23 protein-coding genes and 1 pseudogene are annotated in these 23,216 nt (G+C 70.3%); 17 read left to right on the top strand and 7 right to left on the bottom strand.

Annotation, left to right across the window (positions count from 1 at the left end; all coding sequences use genetic code 11):
- The first annotated feature begins 424 nt into the window (after positions 1–424).
- From RR3_RS22250 to RR3_RS22240, 3 genes are all read left to right on the top strand, one after another.
- A complete protein-coding gene (locus tag RR3_RS22250; protein WP_017682366.1) occupies positions 425–877 on the top strand; it encodes a DUF6098 family protein in 453 nt (150 codons plus the stop codon).
- Positions 878–1,065: 188 nt separating this feature from the next.
- A complete protein-coding gene (locus tag RR3_RS22245; protein WP_017682365.1) occupies positions 1,066–1,761 on the top strand; it encodes a ZIP family metal transporter in 696 nt (231 codons plus the stop codon).
- 50 nt (positions 1,762–1,811) lie between these two features.
- Positions 1,812–2,387 (top strand): HhH-GPD-type base excision DNA repair protein, encoded by a 576-nt coding sequence (locus tag RR3_RS22240; RefSeq protein ID WP_017682364.1) that lies wholly within the window; start codon positions 1,812–1,814, stop codon positions 2,385–2,387.
- Between the two features lie 40 nt (positions 2,388–2,427).
- On the opposite strand, the gene RR3_RS22235 is transcribed toward RR3_RS22240, so the two are convergent.
- The 4 genes from RR3_RS22235 to RR3_RS22220 all read right to left on the bottom strand — a co-directional run bounded on the left by RR3_RS22235 (position 2,428) and on the right by RR3_RS22220 (position 4,861).
- The gene (locus tag RR3_RS22235) at positions 2,428–2,607 is read right to left on the bottom strand and encodes a hypothetical protein (RefSeq protein ID WP_017682363.1); all 180 of its coding nucleotides are present in this window, start codon (positions 2,605–2,607) and stop codon (positions 2,428–2,430) included.
- Positions 2,608–2,824: 217 nt separating this feature from the next.
- Positions 2,825–3,112: a GlsB/YeaQ/YmgE family stress response membrane protein gene (locus tag RR3_RS22230; RefSeq protein WP_017682362.1), complete on the bottom strand. Its 288-nt coding sequence runs from the start codon at positions 3,110–3,112 to the stop codon at positions 2,825–2,827.
- A 142-nt stretch (positions 3,113–3,254) separates the two neighbouring features.
- Positions 3,255–3,530: a DUF4193 family protein gene (locus tag RR3_RS22225; RefSeq protein ID WP_010594896.1), complete on the bottom strand. Its 276-nt coding sequence runs from the start codon at positions 3,528–3,530 to the stop codon at positions 3,255–3,257.
- A gap of 185 nt (positions 3,531–3,715) precedes the next feature.
- Positions 3,716–4,861, bottom strand: coding sequence for a beta-mannosidase (locus tag RR3_RS22220; RefSeq protein ID WP_043823526.1), 1,146 nt, complete (start codon positions 4,859–4,861; stop codon positions 3,716–3,718).
- A gap of 282 nt (positions 4,862–5,143) precedes the next feature.
- Between RR3_RS22220 and RR3_RS22215 the strand changes: the two genes are divergently transcribed.
- Positions 5,144–5,473, top strand: a complete 330-nt coding sequence (locus RR3_RS22215; RefSeq protein ID WP_017682359.1) for a hypothetical protein — start codon at positions 5,144–5,146, stop codon at positions 5,471–5,473.
- Between the two features lie 149 nt (positions 5,474–5,622).
- Positions 5,623–5,964 (top strand): YciI family protein, encoded by a 342-nt coding sequence (locus RR3_RS22210; RefSeq protein WP_017682358.1) that lies wholly within the window; start codon positions 5,623–5,625, stop codon positions 5,962–5,964.
- Between the two features lie 96 nt (positions 5,965–6,060).
- On the opposite strand, the gene RR3_RS22205 is transcribed toward RR3_RS22210, so the two are convergent.
- A complete protein-coding gene (locus RR3_RS22205; RefSeq protein WP_010594899.1) occupies positions 6,061–6,855 on the bottom strand; it encodes an SDR family NAD(P)-dependent oxidoreductase in 795 nt (264 codons plus the stop codon).
- 74 nt (positions 6,856–6,929) lie between these two features.
- Between RR3_RS22205 and RR3_RS22200 the strand changes: the two genes are divergently transcribed.
- From RR3_RS22200 to RR3_RS22190, 3 genes are all read left to right on the top strand, one after another.
- Positions 6,930–9,152: a DNA polymerase III subunit gamma and tau gene (locus RR3_RS22200; RefSeq protein ID WP_040273582.1), complete on the top strand. Its 2,223-nt coding sequence runs from the start codon at positions 6,930–6,932 to the stop codon at positions 9,150–9,152.
- Between the two features lie 156 nt (positions 9,153–9,308).
- Entirely contained in the window at positions 9,309–10,724 is a 1,416-nt protein-coding gene (locus RR3_RS22195; RefSeq protein WP_040273584.1) for an amidase, read from the top strand.
- 92 nt (positions 10,725–10,816) lie between these two features.
- Positions 10,817–11,530: a response regulator transcription factor gene (locus RR3_RS22190; RefSeq protein ID WP_010594903.1), complete on the top strand. Its 714-nt coding sequence runs from the start codon at positions 10,817–10,819 to the stop codon at positions 11,528–11,530.
- Between the two features lie 38 nt (positions 11,531–11,568).
- Here RR3_RS22190 and RR3_RS22185 read toward each other — a convergent pair whose 3' ends face one another.
- The gene (locus tag RR3_RS22185) at positions 11,569–12,324 is read right to left on the bottom strand and encodes an IclR family transcriptional regulator (protein ID WP_064065600.1); all 756 of its coding nucleotides are present in this window, start codon (positions 12,322–12,324) and stop codon (positions 11,569–11,571) included.
- Entirely contained in the window at positions 12,321–13,742 is a 1,422-nt protein-coding gene (locus RR3_RS22180; RefSeq protein WP_017681496.1) for an APC family permease, read from the bottom strand. The genes RR3_RS22185 and RR3_RS22180 overlap by 4 nt, the downstream gene beginning before the upstream one ends.
- Positions 13,743–14,188: 446 nt before the next feature.
- Between RR3_RS22180 and RR3_RS22175 the strand changes: the two genes are divergently transcribed.
- The 9 genes and pseudogenes from RR3_RS22175 (at position 14,189) to RR3_RS22135 (ending at position 23,157) form a co-directional block, all read left to right on the top strand.
- Positions 14,189–15,694 carry an aldehyde dehydrogenase family protein gene (locus RR3_RS22175; RefSeq protein ID WP_010594907.1) on the top strand — a complete coding sequence of 502 codons (1,506 nt, stop codon included), beginning with the start codon at positions 14,189–14,191 and terminating at the stop codon, positions 15,692–15,694.
- Between the two features lie 204 nt (positions 15,695–15,898).
- Entirely contained in the window at positions 15,899–17,380 is a 1,482-nt protein-coding gene (locus RR3_RS22170) for an APC family permease (protein ID WP_017681499.1), read from the top strand.
- The gene (locus RR3_RS22165; RefSeq protein WP_064065581.1) at positions 17,377–19,323 is read left to right on the top strand and encodes a primary-amine oxidase; all 1,947 of its coding nucleotides are present in this window, start codon (positions 17,377–17,379) and stop codon (positions 19,321–19,323) included. Before RR3_RS22170 ends, RR3_RS22165 begins: the two co-directional genes overlap by 4 nt.
- Positions 19,324–19,328: 5 nt before the next feature.
- Positions 19,329–19,781 (top strand): hypothetical protein, encoded by a 453-nt coding sequence (locus tag RR3_RS22160; protein WP_010594911.1) that lies wholly within the window; start codon positions 19,329–19,331, stop codon positions 19,779–19,781.
- A 13-nt stretch (positions 19,782–19,794) separates the two neighbouring features.
- Positions 19,795–20,208 (top strand): annotated as a pseudogene (locus RR3_RS22155) (polysaccharide deacetylase family protein); the annotation flags it as partial.
- 118 nt (positions 20,209–20,326) lie between these two features.
- Entirely contained in the window at positions 20,327–21,013 is a 687-nt protein-coding gene (locus RR3_RS22150) for a cutinase family protein (RefSeq protein WP_010594913.1), read from the top strand.
- Positions 21,013–22,227, top strand: a complete 1,215-nt coding sequence (locus RR3_RS22145) for a M50 family metallopeptidase (protein WP_082900259.1) — start codon at positions 21,013–21,015, stop codon at positions 22,225–22,227. The genes RR3_RS22150 and RR3_RS22145 overlap by 1 nt, the downstream gene beginning before the upstream one ends.
- A 70-nt stretch (positions 22,228–22,297) precedes the next feature.
- Positions 22,298–22,930, top strand: a complete 633-nt coding sequence (locus tag RR3_RS22140) for a hypothetical protein (RefSeq protein ID WP_225223152.1) — start codon at positions 22,298–22,300, stop codon at positions 22,928–22,930.
- The gene (locus tag RR3_RS22135) at positions 22,930–23,157 is read left to right on the top strand and encodes a helix-turn-helix domain-containing protein (protein ID WP_029540072.1); all 228 of its coding nucleotides are present in this window, start codon (positions 22,930–22,932) and stop codon (positions 23,155–23,157) included. Before RR3_RS22140 ends, RR3_RS22135 begins: the two co-directional genes overlap by 1 nt.
- Positions 23,158–23,216 lie beyond the last annotated feature (59 nt).

The following is a 23,216-nucleotide window of genomic DNA, read 5'->3' as shown; positions in this document are numbered from 1 at the left end:
CCCCCGAGGCCGCCGCGTCCTCGACGTACCGGTCGATCTGTTCGCGCCAGAACTCCCGGACGCTCTCCGCGGAATTTCCCGCACCGATCGCGTGTGCGACGAGGTCCCGGACGTCTTCGAGAACGCGCGTGTACTCCGATTCTTCGCCGTGGAGTGGCATATCCGAACGATACTCCGGCACGCCGTCGCGGACGGCGCGCTTCTCGCCCGCATGCCCGCTCGTGCGATCCACGGCGGATCGCGTTGCGTGGGTCGGACCAGGATTCGGGAGTATCGTGCGGGTCAGCGGGTGTCCTGCGGCGCTCGCACCGGAACCGTCGACGAAGGGAGCCGTCGTGGGCACCGATGAGCCGATCCGACGACGGCGGTCCTCGCCTCGCCCGGTGCCGGACCCGAGCTGACGGCCGGACGAGACGCGTCGACGATGCTGCGCGAGGAGATGTATCCCGATCCCGACGACATGCAGGTGATCACCGGTCTCGACCAGCTCGCTGCGCTCGTCGCCGGGAATCCGCTCCTTTACCTGCGTTTTTCCCGGGGGCCGGCGGCGGACGCTGCGGACGGTCCCACGCGCGATCGGGCGGCCAACCTCACCCTGCCGGGGTGGTCCGTCCTTCCCGTTGCCCCGGAACCGTGGTGGCGGCGTCCTGTCGAGGACTGGGTTGCGCGTCGGATCCACCGGTACGCCGCCGGCGACGAGACCGACGGGCGTTTCCTGTGGTTGCTCGAGGGCACGATGGTCGGCCGTGGCCTCGACCAGGAGCCGTTGGTGATCGACATCCGCCCGCACGCCCGGTTGAGCCCGAAGGTGCTGTGGGAGGCGGAAAGACGTTACCGCGAGCGTTTCGAGGTGGAGCCGGGTTCCGGCCCGTGGTGAGGCGGCGGCCGCTCGCTCTGCCGCCGCGACAGGACGCTACCGGGCGCCGGTGCGCAGGTCGCTACGGGCCGGTGTCGAGGACGTCGACCCCGGGACGGCTGCGGCGCCCTGGGTGACCGCCGTCGCGGACGGAAGTGTTCGGTATTGGCATGCAACATCTCTCGTTGCTGCAGTCGTAGAGTGATCCGGTGCTGACCGCCCTCTGGTACGGACTGGGAACTGCGGTGCCCCTGTTCGCCGGTGCCCTCGTCGGGCTCCGGTACGACCTACCCCGACCTCTGCTCGCGGCGCTGATGGCCTTCGGTGCGGGCGCCATGGTCGCCGCGGTGTCCACCGAACTGTTCGCGCCCGCCTTCGCGGACCAGGGCCTGTGGTCCGCCGGCGGTGCGCTGTTGCTCGGGGCCTCGGTGTACGTCGTCGCCGATCGGCTGATCGAGCGCAGGCCCGGCACCGCTGCCCTGGGGTGGGCACTGATGCTGGGGGCGTTGCTCGACGGGATCCCGGAGAACGCCGCCCTGGGGGTGACGCTCGCCGGCGCCGGCGGCGGTGGACTGGTGCTGCTGGTGGCCGTCGCGGTCGGCAACGTACCGGAGGCCGTGGCCGGTGCCGCGTCGATGCGCTCGAACTTCGATCGGCGGAAAGCCGTGCTCATCTGGGGTATCACGGCGACACTGCTGGTGCTCGTGGTGGTGCTCGCGACGGCGTACGCCGACTCGCTGCCCCCCGTCGGCATCTCACTCGTCCAGGCCTTCGCCGGCGGCGCGACGATCGCGGTCATCTCCGACTCACTGATGCCGGAGGCATATCGGGAGGGTGGCTGGTGGGTCGGAATCTCCACGGCCCTCGGCTTCCTGGTGGCGTTCGCGTTGGGCGGCCAGGGCTGATCGTCGCGCCGTTCGCTCGCCGGACTCCCGTGGATGCGAGGATCGTGAGCATGGCACCGACCTTGAACCTCGTAGGTGATGCCGACGCCGATGCGTTGCTCGCCGCCGACCCGCTCGCCCTGCTCATCGGGATGCTCCTCGATCAGCAGGTGCCGATGGAGACCGCGTTCGCGGGACCGAAGAAGCTCGCCGACCGCCTCGGCGGTCTGGACGTACACCGGATCGCCGAGGCCGATCCGGACGAGTTCGCCGCGATCTGCTCCGGGCCGCCGGCCGTGCACCGGTTCCCCGGATCGATGGCCAAGCGGATCCAGGCGCTGTGCGCCGAGATCGCGGACCGCTACGACGGTGACGCGGCGGCCCTGTGGACGAGTGGCGACCCCGACGGCAGGGAGGTGCTGAAGCGCCTGAAGGCCCTGCCCGGCTACGGCGACCAGAAGGCCCGGATCTTCCTCGCCCTACTGGGAAAGCAGATCGGGGTGCGACCCGAGGGCTGGCGGGAGGCTGCGGGGGAGTACGGCGAGGACGGGTCACGGCGGTCCATCGCCGACGTCGTCGATGCACAGACCCTGCAGGAGGTCCGGGAGTTCAAGAAGGTGTTGAAGGCAGCCGCCGGGAAGAAGTGAGCCTGCACGGCCCGGATCGGCGAGCCCGTCGGCCGGCGGCTCAGGTCTTCTTCCGGGGCGACCGGCGTCGCTTCGGGGCCTGCGGGGGCTCCGGGACGTCGGCCGGACGCCCGGTCAGCGCCTCCACGACGGCGGCGAGGTCCTCCTGGGACAGCTCGTGGGTCTCCTGGGTGCGGCTCCCGGAAGCAGAGCGCGCCTTCGTTGCTGCGGTGTCGTCCATCGGTGTCCCTCTCGTCGCTCGCCGGCGGTTCCGGGATGACCCCCACGCTCACCGCACGCGCCATCCACCCGGTCAGCATGCCGGAAAGGTCCCCTTTTCGCAGCGGGCGACGCCCGACACGCCCGGCGAGGATCCGGCTCGCGCAGCGCGGCGGCCTCCCGTGCCCCGGAACGGGGTGACGGGAGGCCGCCGCGTGTGTGGTGACTGAACTGCGAGACTACCGGCGGGTGACCGGGCGGCGACCGGTGACGGCCTTGACCACGAACAGCAGGATCACCGCACCGAGGAGGCAGGTCAGGAAGCTGAAGATCAGTCCGCCACCTTCGACGTCGACGCCGAAGAGCTTGAGCAGGAAGCCGCCGAGCAGGCCGCCGATGACACCCACGACGATGTTCAGCAGGATCCCCTGCTGCTCGTCGGTCTTCATGATCTTGCTGCCGATCCAGCCGGCGAGGCCGCCGATGATGATCCACCCGATGATTCCGAGTCCGAGCACGCTCCACATCCCTTCGTTCGGGGACCTTTCCGGTCCCCTCCGGTCTTCACCCGCCGCTGCCGGCGTGGTCACGACTACTGTTACCCCGGACGGTCGAGAACTACACCTCGGCGGAAAACCGTTCTCGTTCCGCCCTTTCGATCGAGATCCGTCAGCTGCAGTCCCGGCAGCGCGTCGTGCCGTCGTCGGACCGTGCGAGCCGGCTGTGGTGATGGACGAGGAAGCAGCTGTCGCAGACGAACTCGTCGCTGCGCCGCGGCACGACCGGGGCGGTGAGCTCCTCGCCGGACAGGTCGGCGCCGGGGAGTTCGAAGAACTCGGCGATGTCGCCGTCGTCCGGCTCCACCGTCTCGCTCACCGCCGGGAGCGTGGGGGTGGTCAGCTCGTCCGTGTCGAGCTCTTTACGGGTGTCGTAGTCGAGTGTCATGACCCCTCCTGTGCTGGCCGCGATTACTTGTCGGTGTCACCTTCCGGCGGGTGCCGATGGGGGCGACGCCGGGCCGTGATCGCCCTCCTTTACCCGGGCCGGCGCGATGCCAAACCACGTCCGTCGGAAACCGGTGAGCCGGGAAGACTCCCCGGCCGTGCGGGGTGCCGTCGCGCGGTGGCCGGTCAGCCGGTGGCCGGGGTCGACTGAGCGGAGTCCCCGGTGGTTCCGAACTGTTCGATCACGCCCCACAATTCGTCGTCGGGACCGACGTCGTACGTGCAGGAGTCCGGCCGGGGGTCGGGCACGAACGCCCAGATGAGCGCCCCGGCGGTGCCGGCCGCCTTCTGTCCCGCGATCTTCGTGGCGATGTGCTCGGCGCGGTCGGCTGTGGCGCCGCACCAGCCCGCCAGCTCGCCGATCTCCGCCACCAGGAGTGGTTTGCCGATCTGCCGGGCCTGGGTGATGCGGCGTGCCAGACCGTTCCACTGGTCGCCCGGAAGGGGGACCGCGTCGGCGCCGTAGTCGTGGTACTGGACGACGTCCACCCACGGCGACGAGCCGACCGTCGCGTACTCGTCGCCCTGGGTGCCGCACTGCCCGCCGCCGGTGAATCCCGCGGTGATCAGGGTGCGCGGATCGAGGGCGCGGAACTGTGCCCCCGCGACGTCGAAGAACCCGCGCAGGACGGCCGCTGCGTCCGGCGGGCACCGCCGCAGCCACCACGAGCACTCGGCATCGGTGCACACGCTGGTCTCGGGTTCGCCGACGAGTTCCCATGCGGCCAGAGCGGGGGAGTCCTTCCATCGCGTCACCGCCGTCGTCACCCAGTCGCGGAAGCTCAGGACTGCGCGCTCGTGATCGACCGGCTCCGTCCATCCGTCCAGATACCACTGCCGGTCCTTGAACGCCTCGTCCTCGCACGCGCCGTCCTGGGCGGCGAGGACCGGGATCACGAGTTGGCCGTGGGCCTCGGCCGCGGCGAACACGGCATCGAGCGGGCCGAAATCGAGCTCGCCGGTGAACCGGTCGACGGCCAGAGCCTGGAACGCGTTGAAGCGGGTGAGCGAATGTGGCGGCAGGGCACCGAAGTAGGCGTCCAGATCGACCATGGCGCCGCAGCCCCAGTTCACCGCCCAGTTCGTGCCCAGCTGGTAGGCGTTGAATCCGGTCGGCCACCAGGGCTGCCCGTCGAGTCGCAGCCCCGTGCCGTCGGTGGTGACCCGCGCGTCCGGATCCGGATCGGCGGTGGCGGTACCGGTGGTGCCCATCGCCACGGCGAGGATCGCCAGGGCCGCCGCCCACACCTTCGCCGTCCTCCCCGCGCGCATGAAGGAACTGTACTGGCGCGGAGCCGGATCGGTGAGACGAGCGATCGGAGTCGGCAGCGTTAGCACTCGGCGTCGGCGAGTGCTAATCTGTGCTGCGTAGCAGCCGGGCCGAGGGGTGAGGTCGATACGAGATGTCGTGTGCCGTATCCGTCCCCTCGCGCCGAGCGCCGGTTACCGCGCCGTCGCGGATCTCGGAATTCTTGTCCTGCAGAAGATTCCGTACGGCTCCGCCCTCGCGTGCTGCATTCCGTTCCGCCATCTCCGACGAGGATTCGAAAGACCATGTCCGTCCTGCAGACTCCCTTCCGCTCCGGACCACACCGTTCCCGATTCGACTTCCCCGCCCTGTCGCGGCTGCGTGAGACAGTCGAGGACAACGGAGCCGATCTGGCCCTGATGCTCGGCGCCCTCTCGATCGTGACCTTCTGGACGTTCGGCTTCGGCGTTCTACTCGGTGCGGCCGCCCTCGGGACCGGCATCGCCGCCACCCGGCGGCCCGCCGTGTTCACCGACGAAGCGAAGTCCCTCGATGCGCTCGTCGGCATGCTCACCGGCATCTTCGGAATCCTTGCGGGCGTGGTGTTCCTCAGCTGGGCGCTGCCCCATCTCTGACACCTGCCACGACGGGGGCGTGTCGATCGCGTGCTCGGCGCCCGCGGTGCGGGAGCCGGACGCCCGTGGGGCGGGCGAGCGAGTCTCGTGCGCAGCGTGCCCGCATCGGCGAGGATGAGTCCGAGCCCCGGGAAGAAGGAGCCGACGCGATGACGAAGTACCTGATCTCGTTCCCGAGTGGCGCCATGGTCGTTCCCGACAGGGAAATGCAGGCAGTGTCGGATGCGGCGCACGCGGTGGTGGCGGAGGCGAAGGACGCCGGCGTCTGGGTGTTCGGCGGTGGAATCGACGAGAGCGTTCCGCCGGTCCTCGTCGACGGGGACGGCAAAGTGACCGCCGGCACGTACCCGCAGACCGAGCAGCTCGCAGGCGGCGTCACGGTACTGGAGTTGCCCTCCCGGGAGGCCGCGCTGGAATGGGCCGCGAAGTTCGCGATCGCCTGCCGGTGCGCGCAGGAGGTGCGCGCGTTCGGGTACGACCCCGCCGGCTGACGGGGAGTGGCGCGGCATCGCGATGCTCTCCCGCACCTACCGTGCCGCGATCCGCCTCGCTGCGACCCCGATCGAGACCGGCTCGATCGGCACGGCCTACCGGGGCGCGGACGCCGGCTTGGCCATGAACCGGTGGAGGAAGGCCTTCACCGAATCCGGCATCACCGCCGCCGTGAGCGCCATGGTCTTGGACATGGGCGAGCTGGCCACCACCTTCCGCTTGCCCCCGCGCATCGCCTCGTAGCCCTTGCGGGCGACCTTGGCCGGGTCGTCCTTCGGGCCGCGAGCGATCGGCGCGTCCGCCATCTCGGCCTTGCGGAAGAACGGGGTGTCGGTCGCCCCCGGCATCAGCGCGGTGACGGTGACCCCCGTCCCGCGCAGTTCCTCGTGCAGTCCCTCGGAGAACGACTGCAGGAACGACTTGGAGGCGTTGTAGACCACCTGGTAGGGCCCGGGCATCTCCGAGACCACCGACGAGGTGATCAGTACGCGGCCGGCGCCCCGCGCGGTCATCCCGTCGAGAACGTACTTGGCCAGGTGCACGGTCGAACGCACGTTGACGTCCACCACCTCGAGCTGGTCGTCGAGGCCGGTGTCGACGAACAGGCCACCCTGCCCGGTGCCGGCGTCGAGCGCCGCGGCGGCCAGCGGCCGGCCCGTGGCGGTCACGGCGGCGCACACCTCCTCCACGCCCGCCGCCGTCCGTAGGTCGGCGCGCACCGGAATCGTGGCGGCGCCGGCGGCGGCGAGTGTGCGGGTGGCGTCGTCGAGGGCATCGGAGTGGGCCACCAGGATGAGGTCGTAGCCGTCCCGGGCGAACAGTCGGGCGAGTTCCAGGCCGATTCCGCTCGACGCTCCGGTCACCAGGGCCAACGGTCGTGTTCCGGTCATGGCCGTCGGATACCCGCATCGCTTCGTCGCAACCACGCGGCCGGTCTGTCGGTCGGCGCCGGTAGTCTCGGCGCGTGGCCCTCTACCGTAAGTACCGACCGGCGACCTTTGCCGAGGTGGTGGGTCAGGAGCACGTCACCGAGCCCCTGAGCATCGCCCTCGACGCCGGTCGCATCAATCACGCGTATCTGTTCTCGGGCCCCCGCGGCTGCGGCAAGACCTCCTCGGCCCGGATTCTGGCGCGCTCGCTGAACTGCGCGGAGGGTCCGACGTCGGCGCCGTGCGGGACGTGCCGGTCCTGCGTGGCGCTCGGTCCCGGCGGTGGCGGCAACCTCGACGTCATCGAACTCGACGCCGCGAGCCACGGCGGCGTCGACGACACCCGCGAACTGCGCGACCGCGCCTTCTACGCGCCGGCCGAGTCGCGGTACCGCATCTTCATCGTCGACGAGGCCCACATGGTCACCACGCAGGGCTTCAACGCCCTGCTCAAGATCGTCGAGGAGCCACCGGAGCACCTGATCTTCGTGTTCGCCACGACCGAACCGGAGAAGGTGCTGCCGACGATCCGCTCGCGCACCCACCACTATCCGTTCCGCTTGCTGCCGCCCCCGGTCATGCGCGGGCTGCTCGAGAAGATCTGCACGCAGGAGAACGTGCCGGTCGAGGATGCCGTCTACCCGCTGGTGATCCGTGCGGGCGGGGGCTCGCCGCGCGACTCGCTGTCCGTGATGGACCAGCTCCTCGCCGGCGCCGGCGAGGAGGGCGTGACCTACAGCCGGGCACTCGCGCTGCTCGGGGTCACCGACGTCGCCCTCATCGACGAGGCCGTGGACGCCCTCGCCGCCGGCGACGGGGCGGGACTGTTCGGAACCGTCGAGAAGGTGATGGACGCCGGCCACGACCCACGACGGTTCGCGGTCGACCTGCTCGAGCGGCTCCGTGACCTCATCCTGATGCGGTCGGTGCCCGACGCCGCCGAGCGCGGTCTCGTCGACGCGCCCGGTGACGTGCTCGAGCGGATGCGGGAGGAAGCCGACCGGATCGGTCCCGCCACCCTGACCCGGTACGCGGAGATCGTGCACTCCGGCCTCGGCGAGATGCGCGGGGCCACGGCGCCGCGCCTGCTTCTCGAGGTGATGTGCGCGCGGATGCTGCTGCCGGCCGCGTCCGATTCGGAATCGGCTGTCCTGCAACGTCTCGAGCGTCTCGAAAGCGGGATCGCGGCAGCGCCGCCGGGCGCCGTTCCGCCGGGCACTGCGCCGCCGAGCGTCGCGCCGCGGGCCGTCCCGCCGGTCCCGGCCGCGCCCGCGCCGATCGCGCCCGACGAGCCGGCCGCCAGGTTCCAGCGTCCCTCCCAGCGGCGGGCAGCACCGGCCGCACCCGTCGTCGAGCCCGCACCCGTCGTCGAGCCCGCACCCGTCGTCGAGCCCGCACCCGTCGTCGAGCCCGCGGCCGAGCCGGTCCCGGCGCCACCGTCGGAAACACCGTCGGTTGCCGCCGCGCCGGCACGTGAACCGGAGCCGGCACCACGGCCCGTCGTACGGGAGCCCGTGCGGGAACCGGAGCCTGCGCCTCGCCCCGTCGTGCGGGAACCGGAACCGACCGAGCCGGAACCCGGACCGCAGCCCGCGCCGGCGCCCGCCGCGGCCGCCGGACCCGACGCCGCCGCCGTCCGCGCGGTGTGGTCCGAGGTCCGCAGCAAGGTCCGCGAGCGCAGCCGCACCGTCGAGGTCATGCTGTCCGGTGCCACGGTCCGCAGCGTGGACGCGGGCCGCATCGTCCTCGGCCACGATTCCGCTCCGCTGGTCAAACGGCTCGTCGAACCGCGCAACGCCGCGGTGATCGCGGACGCCCTGCGGGCGGTGTTCGGGGTGGACTTCGAGGTGACCTGCGTCCAGGGCGCTGCGACACCCCCCACCGCTGCGAAACCGGCCGCGGCCCAGTCGGCGTCGCGCCCCTCCGGTCAGCCGCGGTTCTCCCGGCCCAGCCAGGCGCGGCAGGCCCAGCCCGCCCCGCAGCCGGGCGGGGCGTCTCCGGCCGCCACCCCCGCTCCGCCGCGTCCCGAGGCCGACGACATCCCACCGCCCGAGGCGCCGGACTACCCGGACGACCCCGGCCCCGAGCCCGGCTACGAGCCTCCGCGGATCAGCCCCGCCGACGTCACCGCCGAGGACGAGGAGGAGATGTTCGCCGAGGCCGCCACCCCGGTCGACCCGTCGACGCGGCGCGAACCGGAGGACGTGGCGATCGAGTTGCTGCAGGACATCCTGGGAGCGAAGAAGATCAGCGAATGATCGTGTCCCGGTCCGTCGCCGCACCGACGCCGCGGCGTCCGGGACGGTAGGGCGCACCGGCCGGTCCGAAAGATCGGTAAGTTGACCGATTGTCGGCGGGATCGCCGGATTCCTATGGTCGAGCCACCTCGACCGGACCGAATCACGGAGACGACCATGACCGACAATCTTTCCTGGCTCACTGCAACCGAACTCGCGGACGATGTTCGCCGAGGACAGATCAGCGCGAGCGAAGTCGCGGAGCACTTCGTGGGGCGTGTGGAGAGCGTCAACCCGACGATCAACGCAATCGTCGACTTCGATCGCGAACAGGTCCTGTCCGACGCGCGCGCCCTGGACGAGAAGCTCGGCGGCGGCGAATCCGTCGGCCCCCTGCACGGAGTGCCCTTCACGATCAAGGACCTGACGGCCGTGGCGGGGCGGCCCCTGACGTTCGGCATGGTGCCCATGAAGGACAGCATCGCCGACCACGACGCGGTGATCGTCCGGCGGCTGAAGGCCGCCGGCGGTCTCTACCTGGGCAAGACCAACACGCCGGAGAGCGGCTACTACGGCGGCACGGACAACCACCTGTTCGGCCCCACCCACAACCCGTGGAAGCGCGGATACAGCGCGGGAGGTTCCAGCGGCGGCGCTGCCGCCGCCGTCGCGGCCGGCCTCGGCCCGCTGGCCGAAGGCAGCGACGGAGCGGGATCGGTCCGCATTCCCGCGTCGCTGTGCGGCGTGGTCGGCCTCAAGCCCTCGACCGGACGGGTGCCGCAGACCATCCTGGCCGGTCGCTTCTACCACTGGGCCTACCACGGTCCGATCACCCGCACGGTCGAGGACAACGCCCTCATGCTCGGTGTCGTTGCCGGCCCGGACGAATCCGATCCGCTCAGTCTGCCGGCCTCGGACACCGACTACGTCGCCGAAACGAGGAAGGACATCGCCGGGTGGCGCATCGCCTGGTCCCCTGACCTGGGCTTCGCGACGGTCGATCCGGAGGTGGCGGCGATCTGCGCGGAGGCCGTCCGGGTGTTCGAGGACCTCGGAGCCCGGGTCGAGGAGGCGACCCCCGCCTGGGGAGACCCGGAAGAAGCGATGTGGCACGGCATCTGGGTTCCCGGCTTCGCGGCCGAACACGACATGCTCGACTGGGACGAGTGGCAGGGCCAGGTGGACGACAATCTCGTCGAACTGATGCGTGAGGGAGAGCGTCTCACGGGTGTCGACGTCGGGCGGGCAGACCTGTTCCGTGGCCGGATGTGGGATACGTTCTCGGCGTTCATGCAGAACTACGACCTGCTGGTCTCGCCCACCTTGTGTGAAGCGGCCCATCCGCTGGGGCAGTTCGCTCCCGACCGGCTGGCGGGGGCGTCGCTGCGCTCGCAACTGCTCGGCTGGCTGATGACCTACCCGTACAACATGCTGAGCACCCCGGCCGTCACCGTCCCTGCCGGATTCACCTCGGACGGACGTCCGGTCGGCCTGCAGATCGCGGGACGGCTGCACGCCGACGCCGCGGTCCTGCGCGCAGCGGCGAACTTCGAACGCGCTCGCCCCTGGGCGGATCGGGTCCCGGAACTGTGACGGGGCGGGCGAGCGCCCGCGGGAACCGGAACGTATCTGTCCGATAACAGGATTCGGCTCCGCTGGACACGGGATTCGACTATCGTCGAGCGATGGTCGTACCCGTGTTCAGTGGACTGGTCTCGGTGTTGCTGGGAGAGAACGCCGTCGATCGCATGACCGGGCTCACCCGGTACATGACGGATCAGCTCGGGTGCGCGGCGGCTGCCGTGACCCGCGTCGCCGGCGGCCGGCATGCGGTGGTCGCCAGCCGTGGATACGACGACCGCACCCTGGACTACCTGGTCACCGACTTCGTCGACAGGGATCCGGGCATGCAGGCGGTTCGGGCCGAGCCCTCCGCGGTGCTGACCTGGCGCGACATCCCGTCGTATCGCGAGACCTACTCGGTGCGCGAAGTGTTCGCTCCCGCCGGATTCTCCGAAGGCACCTCTATCGTCCTGACGTCGCCCACCGGGGTCGCAGTGGGAGCGCTGCACGTCAGTGTGACACGTGATTCGGTGCCCACCGGGGTCAAGACGACGCTGAGCGACGCCCGGGAGTACGCCGCCTGGTCGGTGGACACGCTGACGCGGCAGGAAGCGGTCGCCCTCACGCCACGGGAACACGAGGTTCTCGAACTCGTGATCGCCGGCCTGTCCAACCGTGAGATCGCGCAGCAGATGCAGCTCTCGCGCAGCACGGTCAACACTCATGTGGAGCACCTGCTGCGAAAACTGAATGCCCCCAACCGGGTCGGCGCGGTGGTCCGGGCGGTTCGGCTCGGCCTGGTGTCGAACCGGGATGCGTGGGCACAGTCCACGTAGCAGTCCGTTCCGAGCCGGGGCGGGCTCGTCGCGCCCCCTCAGGTGAGCAGGGGCGCGAGTTGCCGCGCGTGCTCGCGGAGCGACTCGAGATGACGCGTCATCAGATGCTGGTGGTCGATGCTGCCGGACAGGACCAGACCCGCGACCAGGGTGCCGGCGGCGGACCGGACGGGGACGGCGAGGCACGCGCAGTCGTCGCGCAGTTCGCCGAGCTGGGTGGCGAAGCCCCGGTCGCGGATCTCCGCGAGGTGACGGAGCAGGTCGCTGCGCACGACGATCGTGCGACCGGTGAGGGCGCGGAGGTCCCACCGGGGGAGGACGGCGTCGAGGTCGTTCTTCTCGGCGAGCAGGAGCTTGCCGACGGCGCTCGCATGGAGATGCCGCGTGAGGACAGCCTCGTCCGTGCGGGGCGGATATTCGGGGTCGGCGTCGGCGAGGCGGAGCGTCGTGTCGGTGTAGTAGTACAGGTGGACGCCGAAGCGGACGGTCAGCCGAAGCTCGGTCAGCAGGGTGCGGGCGGCCGTGCAGACCGTCGGGACGACGGCCGCGTCGACGAGTACGCCGATCTTGCGCCCCAGAGCGAAGCCGGACAGATCGGGCAGCCGGACGACGTAGCCTTCCCCGGCGAGCAGGTTCAGGAGCCGATAGGTCGTCGCCGGCGGCAGGGACAGGTGCGCTGCGATGTCCTTGGCCGTGACGCCGGGGCCCGCCCGGGCCACTTCCTCGAGGACGCGCAGGGCGCTGATCACGGCCTTCGGCTGACGTCCCGACAGGGTTCCGTCGACGGGGCTCACCGCCGCACCTGCCACGGGCGGTGCCGGCCGAGCAGATCGTCGGCCACGGTCTCGTCGTAGACGCCTATCCGATCCGCGACGCCCGGGTCCCGGCGCACCCGCACCGCGAGCAGCACACCCCCGAGGAGCATCAGGACCGCGTACACGGCGGTCATCGCGCCCGCCACGTAGAGCCTCGACGCGGCAGCCCACACGATCAGCGCCACCAGGCAGGCAGCGGTGAGCACGCCGACGATCAGCGGCATACGGGTCAGCTCGCCGATCCGGTGCAGGAATGCGGGCGTAGCGACACAGACGAGGATGTAGGCGAGGACGTACCCGTGCGCCGAGAGGGCCAGCAACCCGATCAGGACGTCCCGGGTCGAGCCCGTCGCGATCAGAAACACCACGGGCACGACCACGACGACAGGCATCGCGACGATCAGGGCGACGTGCGGCGTGCGGAACCGGGCGTGGGCCCGGCCGACGATCGCCGGGGCGACACCCTCCCGGCCCATCGCGAACAGTGTGCGCGACAGCGCGGTGGTGGAACCCATGACGCATGCGAACCACGACGCGGTGATCCCGAGTTCCATCACGACCGCCAGCACCGCCGAGCCACTGCCGGCGGTGTCCGGGAGGGTGAGCACGATCCGCAGGGAGCCGACACCTTCCCTCGCGGACTCGGGCGACTGCATCGCTGCGGCGAACACGTAGAGCGCCGCGAGCACGATCGGCGTCCACCGGATCGCGCGCGGCACGCTGATCAGCGGGTGGTGGGCCTCGCGGGCCACCGTTCCGGCGCTCTCGAAACCGACGAACGAGGTGATCGCCAGCAGCAGCGCGAAACCGATCGCGGAATCCGAACCGGTCCCGCTCGGCGCCGAGGGGGACGCGCCGTCCCGGACAGCCACGACGAACGCGATCACCAGGACGGCCGAGGCGGCGACGATGGCGAATGCCTCGACCCCCAGCATGATCCGGGCGGAGAGCTGGACGCCGCGCACCATCAGCAGCAGTGCGACCACCCCGACGATTCCGGCGAGCACCGCGCTCGTCGGCGCTCCGGCGGACAACCCGACCCGTTCGAGCAACGACGCCAGATAGCTCGCCGCACCCACCGTGCTGGCCATGGCGGCGGCCGCGTAGCCGATCAGCAGCGACCATCCCCCGGCGAAGCCGACGCGGGGACCGAGCCCCTTCACCGTGTAGCTGTACAGGCCGCTGACCGCGACCATGCGGGCGGCGAACTGTCCGATGCAGTAGCCGACGGCCGCCATCAGGACCGCCGCCGTGACGAACACCGGGATCGCGGCGCGCCCGGCTTCGGGGATGACGAGAGCCGGCAGGGTGACCATCACCGCCGAGGGGGCGACGGCCGAGACGGACTGGGCCAGTACCTCGACGAACGTCAGGCGTCCGCGCTCGAGGCCCGCCACCGGCGAAGTCCCTCTGATCTGTGGTGTACCGGACACCTTGCACCTGCTTCCACACTCGCCAGGGGACGTCGAGCGTCGGCCGCCGGACGATCCCGTGGGGTGCACGGTAGCGCAGGCACGCAGCGCGCTGCACCCATCGCACATCAATTTTCGGTCACTCGAATGAGAATGCCGGTCCCGCCGGACGTGCGCTCGAGCGGGGCGGGCGGTGCGCGCACGACCGTCACCTGGGGCGCCGACGAGAAGTCGAACGAGAATCGGGAAACGGTCTGGGCCCCAGCCGAATGAGAATCGGACAGCCCGCAATTTCCATCCGGAATCGGGGGTGACTCGCGCCACATCGTGTGGTTATCGTGGGTTCGGGTCACAGCGCCGGAAGCCGGCGTATCGGAATCGAAACCACTGTGCCCGAGTCTTTTTCATCTTTCCTCAGAGTCGGAGACATCATGACTGCAGTTGCGCAATCCGCCACCGCTCTGCTTCCGGAGGTGGCCGAGTTCCTCTCGTCGCCGAAGCAGATGCTGATCGGCGGCCGGTGGGTGGAGTCGGCGTCGGGCCGGCGGTTCGACACGGTCGATCCCGCGACGGGGCAGGTGCTGACCACGGTGCCGCACGGCAGCGCGGAGGACGTCGACCGCGCCGTGGCCGCCGCCCGCCGGGCGTTCGAGGAGGGGCCGTGGCGGCGCCTGACCCCGGCCGAGCGTCAGCGCGTCCTGTGGCGGATCGGCGAGGGCATCCTGGCCCGGGCGGACCAGTTCGCCCAGCTCGAGTCCCTGGACAACGGCAAATCGGTGGTCGTCGCGAAGGCGGTCGACGTCACCTGGGCGGCCGAGATCTTCTTCTACTACGCCGGCTGGGCGACCAAGATCGAGGGACGCACCGTCCCGGTGTCGGTTCCGTGGGCCCCGGGTGCTCGTTTCCACGCGTTCACCAGCCGCGAGCCGGTGGGTGTGTGCGCCCAGATCGTGCCGTGGAACTTCCCGCTGGTGATGGCCGCCTTCAAGCTCGCCCCCGCGCTGGCGTGTGCGAACACTCTGGTGCTCAAGCCCGCGGAGCAGACCCCGCTCACCGCGCTGCTGCTCGCCGAGGTCGCCACCGAGGCCGGGGTGCCCGACGGCGTCGTCAACGTGGTCACCGGCTTCGGGGACGCGGGTGCGGCCCTGTCGGCCCACGACGACGTCGACAAGGTCGCCTTCACCGGCTCGACCGAGGTCGGCAAGAAGATCGTGAGTGCCGCCGCCGGGAACCTGAAGAAGGTCTCGCTCGAACTCGGTGGCAAGAGCCCGCAGGTCGTCTTCTCGGACGCCGACCTCGAGGCCGCGATCCCGGGCGTGGCGAGTGGCTTCCTGTTCAACCACGGGCAGGCGTGCACCGCCGGTACGCGGCTGTTGGTGGAGGACCGAATCTTCGACGAATTCACGCAGGGCGTAGCCGAATTCGCGAAGTCGCAGAAGATCGGTCCGGGACTCGATCCGACGAGTGACATCGGGCCGCTGATCTCGGCGGAACAACTCGGCAAGGTCACCGGCTACATCGACGCCGGACTCGAGGACGGGGCGCGTGCCCTGTCCGGAGGAAAGCGCCACGGCGACAGCGGCTTCTACGTCGAGCCGACGCTGCTGGTCGACGTGCGCAGCGACTTCGGCGTGTACCGGGAGGAGATCTTCGGCCCGGTCGCCGTCGCAGTGCCCTTCAACCGGGAGGAGGGGGTTCGCGCCGCCGCCAACGACACGCCCTACGGTCTCGCGGCGAGCGTCTGGACGCGGGACGTCTCCCGGGCGCACGAGGTCGCCGCCGAGATCAAGGCGGGCACGGTCTGGATCAACTGCCACAACGCGTTCGACACCGCACTGCCCTTCGGGGGCTACAAGCAGTCGGGCTGGGGGCGGGAACTCGGTGAGGGAGCCCTGGCGGAGTACACCCAGACCAAGTCGGTCAACATCGCACTCTGACCGGCCGGGGCGGTGCCCGGCGCCGGATGGGCACCGCCGCCCGTACTGCCGGCCGAACGAGAACCCGGCACCGAGGCGTTCTCGTTTGCCGTCGACGAACCGTGACGCCGCGGTGACTGCACCGACAACGGCCGGGCGCACGCTTCTTCCGGCGCTCGGCACCGAACCGCCGGCACACCCCCTCTCCCGAAAGTCGAAGCACCGATGACCCTCAACGCTCGCGCACACGAACCCCCCACCCACCGGTTGTCCGGCAGCCTCGGTCCCGGCGCCGTCGTCTTCATGGTGGTCGCGGCCGCGGCCCCGCTGACCGTGATCGCCGGCACGGTCCCACTCGGAATCTCCGCCGGAAACGGGGCCGCGTTCCCCGCCTCGTACGTCGTCTGCACGGTGGTCCTGCTCTTCTTCGCCGTCGGCTTCACCGCGATGGCGAAGCACGTGCCCGGGGCGGGGGCGTTCTACACCTTCGTCACCCACGGTCTCGGCCGGCACGCCGGTCTCGGTTCGGCGTTCCTGGCGCTGTTGTCCTACACGGCGGTGCAGGGCGCCGTCTACGGGTACATCGGCGCGGCGCTCGACGACTTCGTGACCGCGCACGGCGGCCCCGAGTTGCCCTGGTATCTCTGGGCTCTGATCGTGCTGGTGGCGGTCGCGGTGCTCGGCTACCGCCACATCGACCTGTCCGGCAAGGTCCTCGGGGTCCTGTTGCTGTGCGAGGTCGGCATCGTCCTGGTGATCGATGCGGCGGTGGTCGTCCGGGGCGGCGCGGAAGGTCTGTCCACCGCTGCGCTGCGGCCGTCCGAGTTCTTCTCGGGCGCACCGGGAATCGCCCTGATCTTCGCCGTTGCCGGCTACATCGGTTTCGAGGCGACCGCGGTCTTCCGCGACGAGGTGCGTGATCCCGCCCGGACCGTTCCGCGGGCCACCTACCTCGCCCTGGTGGTCATCGGCGGCTTCTATGCGCTGTCGAGCTGGGCGCTGGTCAGCGCGTGGGGTGACGAGGGCGCCGTCGCCCTGGCCACCGAGAACCCCGAGGGCATGATCGTCGACACCGCGACCCGCTACGTGGGAGCGGCGGCCGGTGACGTCGTGCAGGTGCTCCTCGTCACCAGCCTGTTCGCGGCACTGCTGTCCTTCCACAACGTGCTCTCCCGCTACATCTTCTCGCTCGGCAACAGCGCGGCACTGCCGGCGCGATGCGGCCGCTCGCACGAACGTCATGCGTCGCCCTACGTGGCCTCGGTCGTGCAGACGGTCTCGGCGCTGGTCCTCGTCGTGGCCTCCGCCGTCGGCGGGCTCGATCCCGTGACCGAGGTCTTCGCCTGGTTCGCCGGGGTCGCGTCCGTCGGTGTGCTCGCCCTCATGGCGCTGACGTCGATCGCCGTCCTCGTCTTCTTCCGGCGTTCCCGGGCCGACACCCGGCCCTGGCCCACGCTGATCGCGCCGGCGCTGGGCCTGGCCGGGCTGGGCGCCCTGCTCACGATGACGATCGCGAACCTGCCGCTGCTCGTCGGCGGATCGAGCACCCTCGCCGCCGTCATCGCCGTTGTTCTCGCCGGGACGTTCGCGGGCGGAGCGGCCGTGGCCGCTCTCCGCCCCGACGCTGCACGAAACACCCATCCCCACGGCGGCCTCGCGCCCGCCGTCACGACCGAACCCCAGATCGACAAGGAGATCGCACGATGAGCACTGCCACCACGCCGTTCACCGAAGCGGCATCGACACCCGCACCGGACCATCCGCTCAGCCCGCTGACCGCCGACGAGATCACCGCACTCAAGGAAACGGTGTCGGCGGCGGGACTGGTGACCGAGCACGTCCGGTTCGTCTACGTCGGACTCGAGGAACCCCCCAAGTCGACGGTCCTGGCGTTCCGGCCGGGGGAGCACGTCGAGCGCCGGGCCCGCGTCCTGCTCCTCGACCGCGCAACCGGTGCGGGATCCGACCACGTCGTGTCCGTCACCGAACGCAGGATCCTCGGCACCGTCGCCGTCGACGCCGCCACCGACGGGCACGTCCCGATCCTCGACGAGGAGTTCGAGGACATCGAATCGTTCCTGCTCTCCAGCTTCGACTGGATCGCGGCGATGGCCGCGCGCGGCATCGACCCGCAGAAGGTGCGCGCGGTTCCGCTGTCGGCCGGGGTGTTCGGGCACGAGGACGAGGTGGGGCACCGGATCGTCCGCGTGCTCGCGTTCCATCAGGAGGACGAGGCCGACCTGCCGTGGGCACATCCGATCGACGGTGTGGTCGCCTACGTCGACCTCACCGAGCAGCGGGTGGTGAAGGTGGTCGACGAGATCACCCTTCCCGTGCCGGCCGAACGCGGCGAATGGGACGCCGCGCCGCACGCGACGCCGGTCCGCACCGACCTCAAGCCGATCGAGATCACGCAGCCCGAGGGGCCGAGCTTCTCGGTCGACGGCAACCGGATCACCTGGGCGGACTGGACGTTCCGGTTCGGGTTCGACGTCCGCGAGGGCCTGACCCTGCACCAGCTGTCGTTCTCCGACGACGGCGTGGAGCGACCGGTGATCTACCGTGCCTCCATCGCCGAGATGGTCGTGCCCTACGCCGACCCGTCGCCGGTGCGATACTGGCAGAACTACTTCGACCAAGGGGAATACCTCTTCGGCCGCTACACCAACTCGCTGGAACTCGGGTGCGACTGCCTCGGTGAGATCCAGTACTTCGACGTCACCATCGCCGACGAGAAGGGCGACCCCCGGGTGATGAAGAACGCGATCTGCCTCCACGAGGAGGACTACGGCGTCCTGTGGAAGCACACGGACATGTTCAACGGCATGACCGAGACCCGTCGCTCGCGCCGGCTCGTGATCTCGTTCTTCCTCACGATCGGCAACTACGACTACGGCTTCTACTGGTACCTCTACCTGGACGGCACCATCGAGCTCGAAGCCAAGGCCACCGGCATCGTGTTCACCTCCGCCTACCGCGGCGAGGACGGTTTCGCCACCGAGATGGCTCCCGGCCTCGGTGCACCGTTCCACCAGCACCTCTTCTCCGCGCGCCTGGACATGGCGGTCGACGGAAACGTCAACACGGTCGAGGAGGTCGACGCCGTACCCGAACCGATGGGACCGGACAACCCCTGGGGCAATGCGTTCCGCTGCCGCAAGACCACCCTCACCACGGAGGCCGAGGGGCAGCGGCTGGCCGACAACACCAAGGCCCGGGTCTGGCACATCACCAACCCGACCAAGCAGAACCGGCTCGGGCGGAACGTGGGTTACGCGCTGCACCCGGAAGGCCAGCCCGTGCTGCTGGCCGACCCGTCGAGTTCCATCGCCGCCCGCGCCGCGTTCGCCACCAGGCACCTGTGGGTCACGCAGTACGACCCGGCGCAGCGGTATCCCGCCGGCGACTTCGTCAACCAGCATCCGGGACAGGGGGGACTGCCGACATTCGTCGCCGGCAACCGGAACATCGAGGGCGAGGACCTGGTGCTGTGGCACACCTTCGGGCTCACCCATTTCCCGCGCCCGGAGGACTGGCCCGTGATGCCCGTCGACTATGCCGGATTCACGCTGAAGCCGGTCGGGTTCTTCGACCGCAATCCGGCGCTCGACGTCCCGGCCGGCCCGTCGAAGCACTGCTGCACGGACTGACGGCCGTGTCCACCACCGATCCGGCCGCCCGTCGCACCACGTTCCCGTGGTGCGGCCGGGCGGCCGCCGCCCTGGCCGTCGCGTCCGCCGTGCTGCACGTCGGCGCACTCGGGGGGCACGCACCCTCCCCGGCGCCGGCGGTCCTGACGCTCGTCATGACCGCCGGGTGCCTCTACTGCGCGCGCCATCTCTGGCGGCGCGGAAACCAGCGGGACTGGATCCTGGTCACCGTCATGAACGTCGTGATGATCATGCTGCACCTGACCACCATGAGTCCCGGAGGTGGGGGCGGCGGCCACCACGGGCACGCTGTGCCGGTGGTCGCCGGTGGCACAGCGGACGCATCGATGCCTCCGCTCATGGCGGCCGCACTGGCGGTCGCGGCCGCGGAAATCCTCCTCGCCGTGAGCGTGGTGTTCCACCGCACCCGGGGGCTCGACCCGGCGATCGCGGGGTAGAGCGGGGAACCACAGCGACACCCACCCTGCCTATCCGGATCTGACGGACGGACAGATCAGGGCCGACCTTGCTGCGGCCGAGGCCGCGATCACGGCACTGACAGGTCGCCCGGCCGTGCCGTTGTTCCGATTTCCGTTCGGTGTTCGCACCGACGCCGACATCCGCGTCGTCAACGATGCCGGGTATGTGCCGGTGCGCTGGACGGTGGACTCGCTCGGCTGGAAGGGCACCAGCGGTGGTCTCGACGTCGGGGCGGTCACCGACCGGGTCGTCTCCGCAGCCGTGCCCGGCCAGATCGTCCTGATGCACATGGGCACGAACCCCGACGACGGCACGACTCTCGATGCCGATGCGCTGCCCGCGATCATCGACGGTCTGCGTACTCGGAGTTACAGTTTCGTGGATCCGGTCGATGTCGTCCGCTGAGCCCACCACGGTGCGTCGCACCCGTGTCTTCGATTTGCGGACTTACGATCGCTGTGCTTACTTATGAACGCGGTCGGGAATCGTTGGGTTGGATCCCATGGGCTGAAGGACGGTTTCGATGATCCTTTCCGCTGTCCGGGTGGCGATCGTCGGCGCGCTGACCATCGGTTCGATGTTCGGTGCCGTGTCGATCGCCCATGCCGACCCGTCCCCGGCTGCCTACTGTGCGCCGACCGTGGTGCTCGCCGTCGACGGCACGAAGGGTCCCGAAACGCCGGACTCGATCGACCCCGACAGCCCCCTCAACTCCTACACCGATCAGTACCGTGACAGTTCCGACTTCGCGGTGCGGCACGTGCGGTACCCGGCGGGCATGGTGGCCGGGGTGTTCGGCTGGGACACGTTCATGGACCAGTCGGTGCAGATCGGCGTGCAGAACCTGTGGGCGGAGATCGGCCGGACCGAGGCCGCCTGCGGGCCGCGCACGCGCTACGAGCTGTACGGCTACTCCCAGGGTGCGATCGTCGTGCGCCGGGTGGCGATGGAGATCGACGCGGTGCCGCCCGTGCACGACGACGGCACCGACCTTCAGGACCGCGTCCGGGTGCACCTGATCGCCGATCCGGCACAGGGCCGGCCCGCCCAGTACGCCGGTCCGCTCGTTCCCGGGATCACCCTTCCGCAGCCGGCCGGCGAGCTGCGGCACATCCCGGTCACCACCGAGTGCCTCGAGGGCGACATGATCTGCGATCCGGAGGGCAACGTCAGCGGATACATTCGCGAGCACGCGACGTATCACCCCTGATGTTCGCCCTCGGCGTCGCGCTGTTCGCGCTCGCCCTCGCCGTGTCCGTCGCCCTGCACGAGGCCGGTCACCTGTGGGTGGCGCGGCGTCTCGGAATGAAGGTGCGCCGCTTCGCAGTCGGTCGCGGCCCGACGGTCTTCTCGTTCCGCCGCGGGGAGACCGAGTACGGCCTCGGCCTGTTCCCGGTCGGGGGGTTCTGCGAGATCGCCGGCACCACCGCCCTCGACGAACTGGCCCCCGGCGAGTACGACCGGGCGTTGTATCGGCAGCGGACGTGGAAGCGCGTGGCCGTGATGTCCGGTGGCGTCTGTATGAATTTCCTGCTTGCCGTGGTGCTCGTCCTCGGGCTTGCGGTCGGGTGGGGTCTGCCGGATCTGCACCCGAGGATCGTGGTCGAGTCCGTCGGGTGCGTCCCGCCGTCGCAGGGGCCGGCGCCCGGATACGGACTCGTCGGGTGTGACGGGCCGGGACCGGCCGCGTCGGCCGGGATACGCCCCGGCGACGTCGTCCTCGCCGTGGACGGAAGGGACGTCGCCCGGTTCGGTGACCTCGTCGAAAGGGTGTGGCAGAGTTCGGGAGTCGTCGAACTGGTGATCGATCGGCAGGGACGGGAACTGCGGGTGCCGGTCGCTGTCGAACCGGTGCAGCGCTGGGTGGTCGACCCCCGGTCCGGGGTCGAGCGGTCGACGACCGTCGGGGCGATCGGCCTCTCCGCACAACCGGTCGCCGGTCCGGTCCGCTACGACCTCGTCGCCGCCGTTCCGGCCGCGTTCGCGTTCACTGGGGACCTCGTCGTGGCGTCGGCGCGGACGCTGGCGAACGCCCCGTCGAAGGTGGCGTCGCTGTGGCACTCCGTGACGGGCGGTGAGCGCGACGCGGACACTCCGATCAGTGTCGTGGGCGCCGCGTCCCTGGGCGGGCAGGCCGCGGAACGGGGCATGTGGGAATCGTTCGTGTTGCTGATGGTCGGGCTGAACCTGTTCGTCGGCCTGGTCAATCTGCTGCCGCTGCTGCCCCTCGACGGCGGGCACACGGCCGTCGCCGTCTACGAGGCGTGTCGTAACCGGGTGCGCCGGCTGCGAGGTCTGTCCGACGCGGGGCCGGTCGACTTCGGGAAGTTGCTGCCGGTGACCTACGCGTTCGTCGTCGCCGGGGGTGCCTTCACGGTGCTGACCGTCGTCGCGGACGTCGTCGCCCCGATCCGCCTGGCGTGATCCGATCCCGTCACGTTGCCTCCCATATCGATTATCGATAGGCTATCGATAATCGATATGGGAGGGTGTCATGAGTACGTCTTCGGTGTCCGTTCTCCGGCCCACCGCGAAGGACCGGCGCGACCTGTGGGCGAGCATGGCCGTGTTCGCCGGTACCGCGGCGGTGGTCGTCGCCGACTACGTCGCCACCCTGTCCGGGCAGCTCTCGGCCGCGACGGTGACCGCGCGCATGGAACTCGGCGAGGCGGCCACCCCCGTCCCCACGCCGTCCGGTGTGCAGGCGTCACTCGACGGCGCGGTGACCACCTCGCTGCCGGTCGCCGAGCTGTCGCCGGTGACCGTCGCGCTGCTGCGGACGGGCGACGCGGCGCAGACGCTGAGCTACCTGGCCGTGCTGGGGCTGCTGGCCCTGCTCGTGCGCCGGTTCGTGCAGGGCCGGATGTTCGACCACGGCACCTACCGGCTCACCTACCACCTCGGCTGGGTGGCACTGACCATCGCCCTGGTTCCGATGTTCCCCCGGATCACGGGCACCAACATGGCGATCCGCGATCTCGGTCTCACCCACGTCCCCGGCGTCGAGGGCAGTTGGCTCGGAGCCGAGTTCTGGCTGGTGTACGCCGGGGCGATGGTGCTCTCTGCGGTTGCGATCGCGATCCGGGTGGGCAACCGGATGGCACGCGACCAGGAAGGACTCGTGTGATGCCGCCGGAGTCAGAACACGCCGTCCACTGCCGGCTCGACGACCTGCTCGCCGAGCGCGGCATGACCCTCGCGACGCTGTCCGAACGCGTCGGGGTCAGCGTCGCCAACCTGTCCGTGCTGAAGAACGACCGCGCTCGCGCCATCCGGTTCTCGACACTGACCGCGATCTGTCACGTCCTCGGCTGCACCGTCGGGGACCTGCTGACCGTGCAACCCCCGCGGTGACCGCCCGAAGAACTCCTGCGGTACGGGACGCGCGGCGCACATTGTCCGGTCCTCGCGGC

It is taken from the genome of Rhodococcus ruber NBRC 15591 (assembly GCF_001894945.1).
Taxonomy (GTDB): domain Bacteria; phylum Actinomycetota; class Actinomycetes; order Mycobacteriales; family Mycobacteriaceae; genus Rhodococcus; species Rhodococcus ruber.
This window is presented reverse-complemented; position numbering and strand designations above follow the sequence as displayed.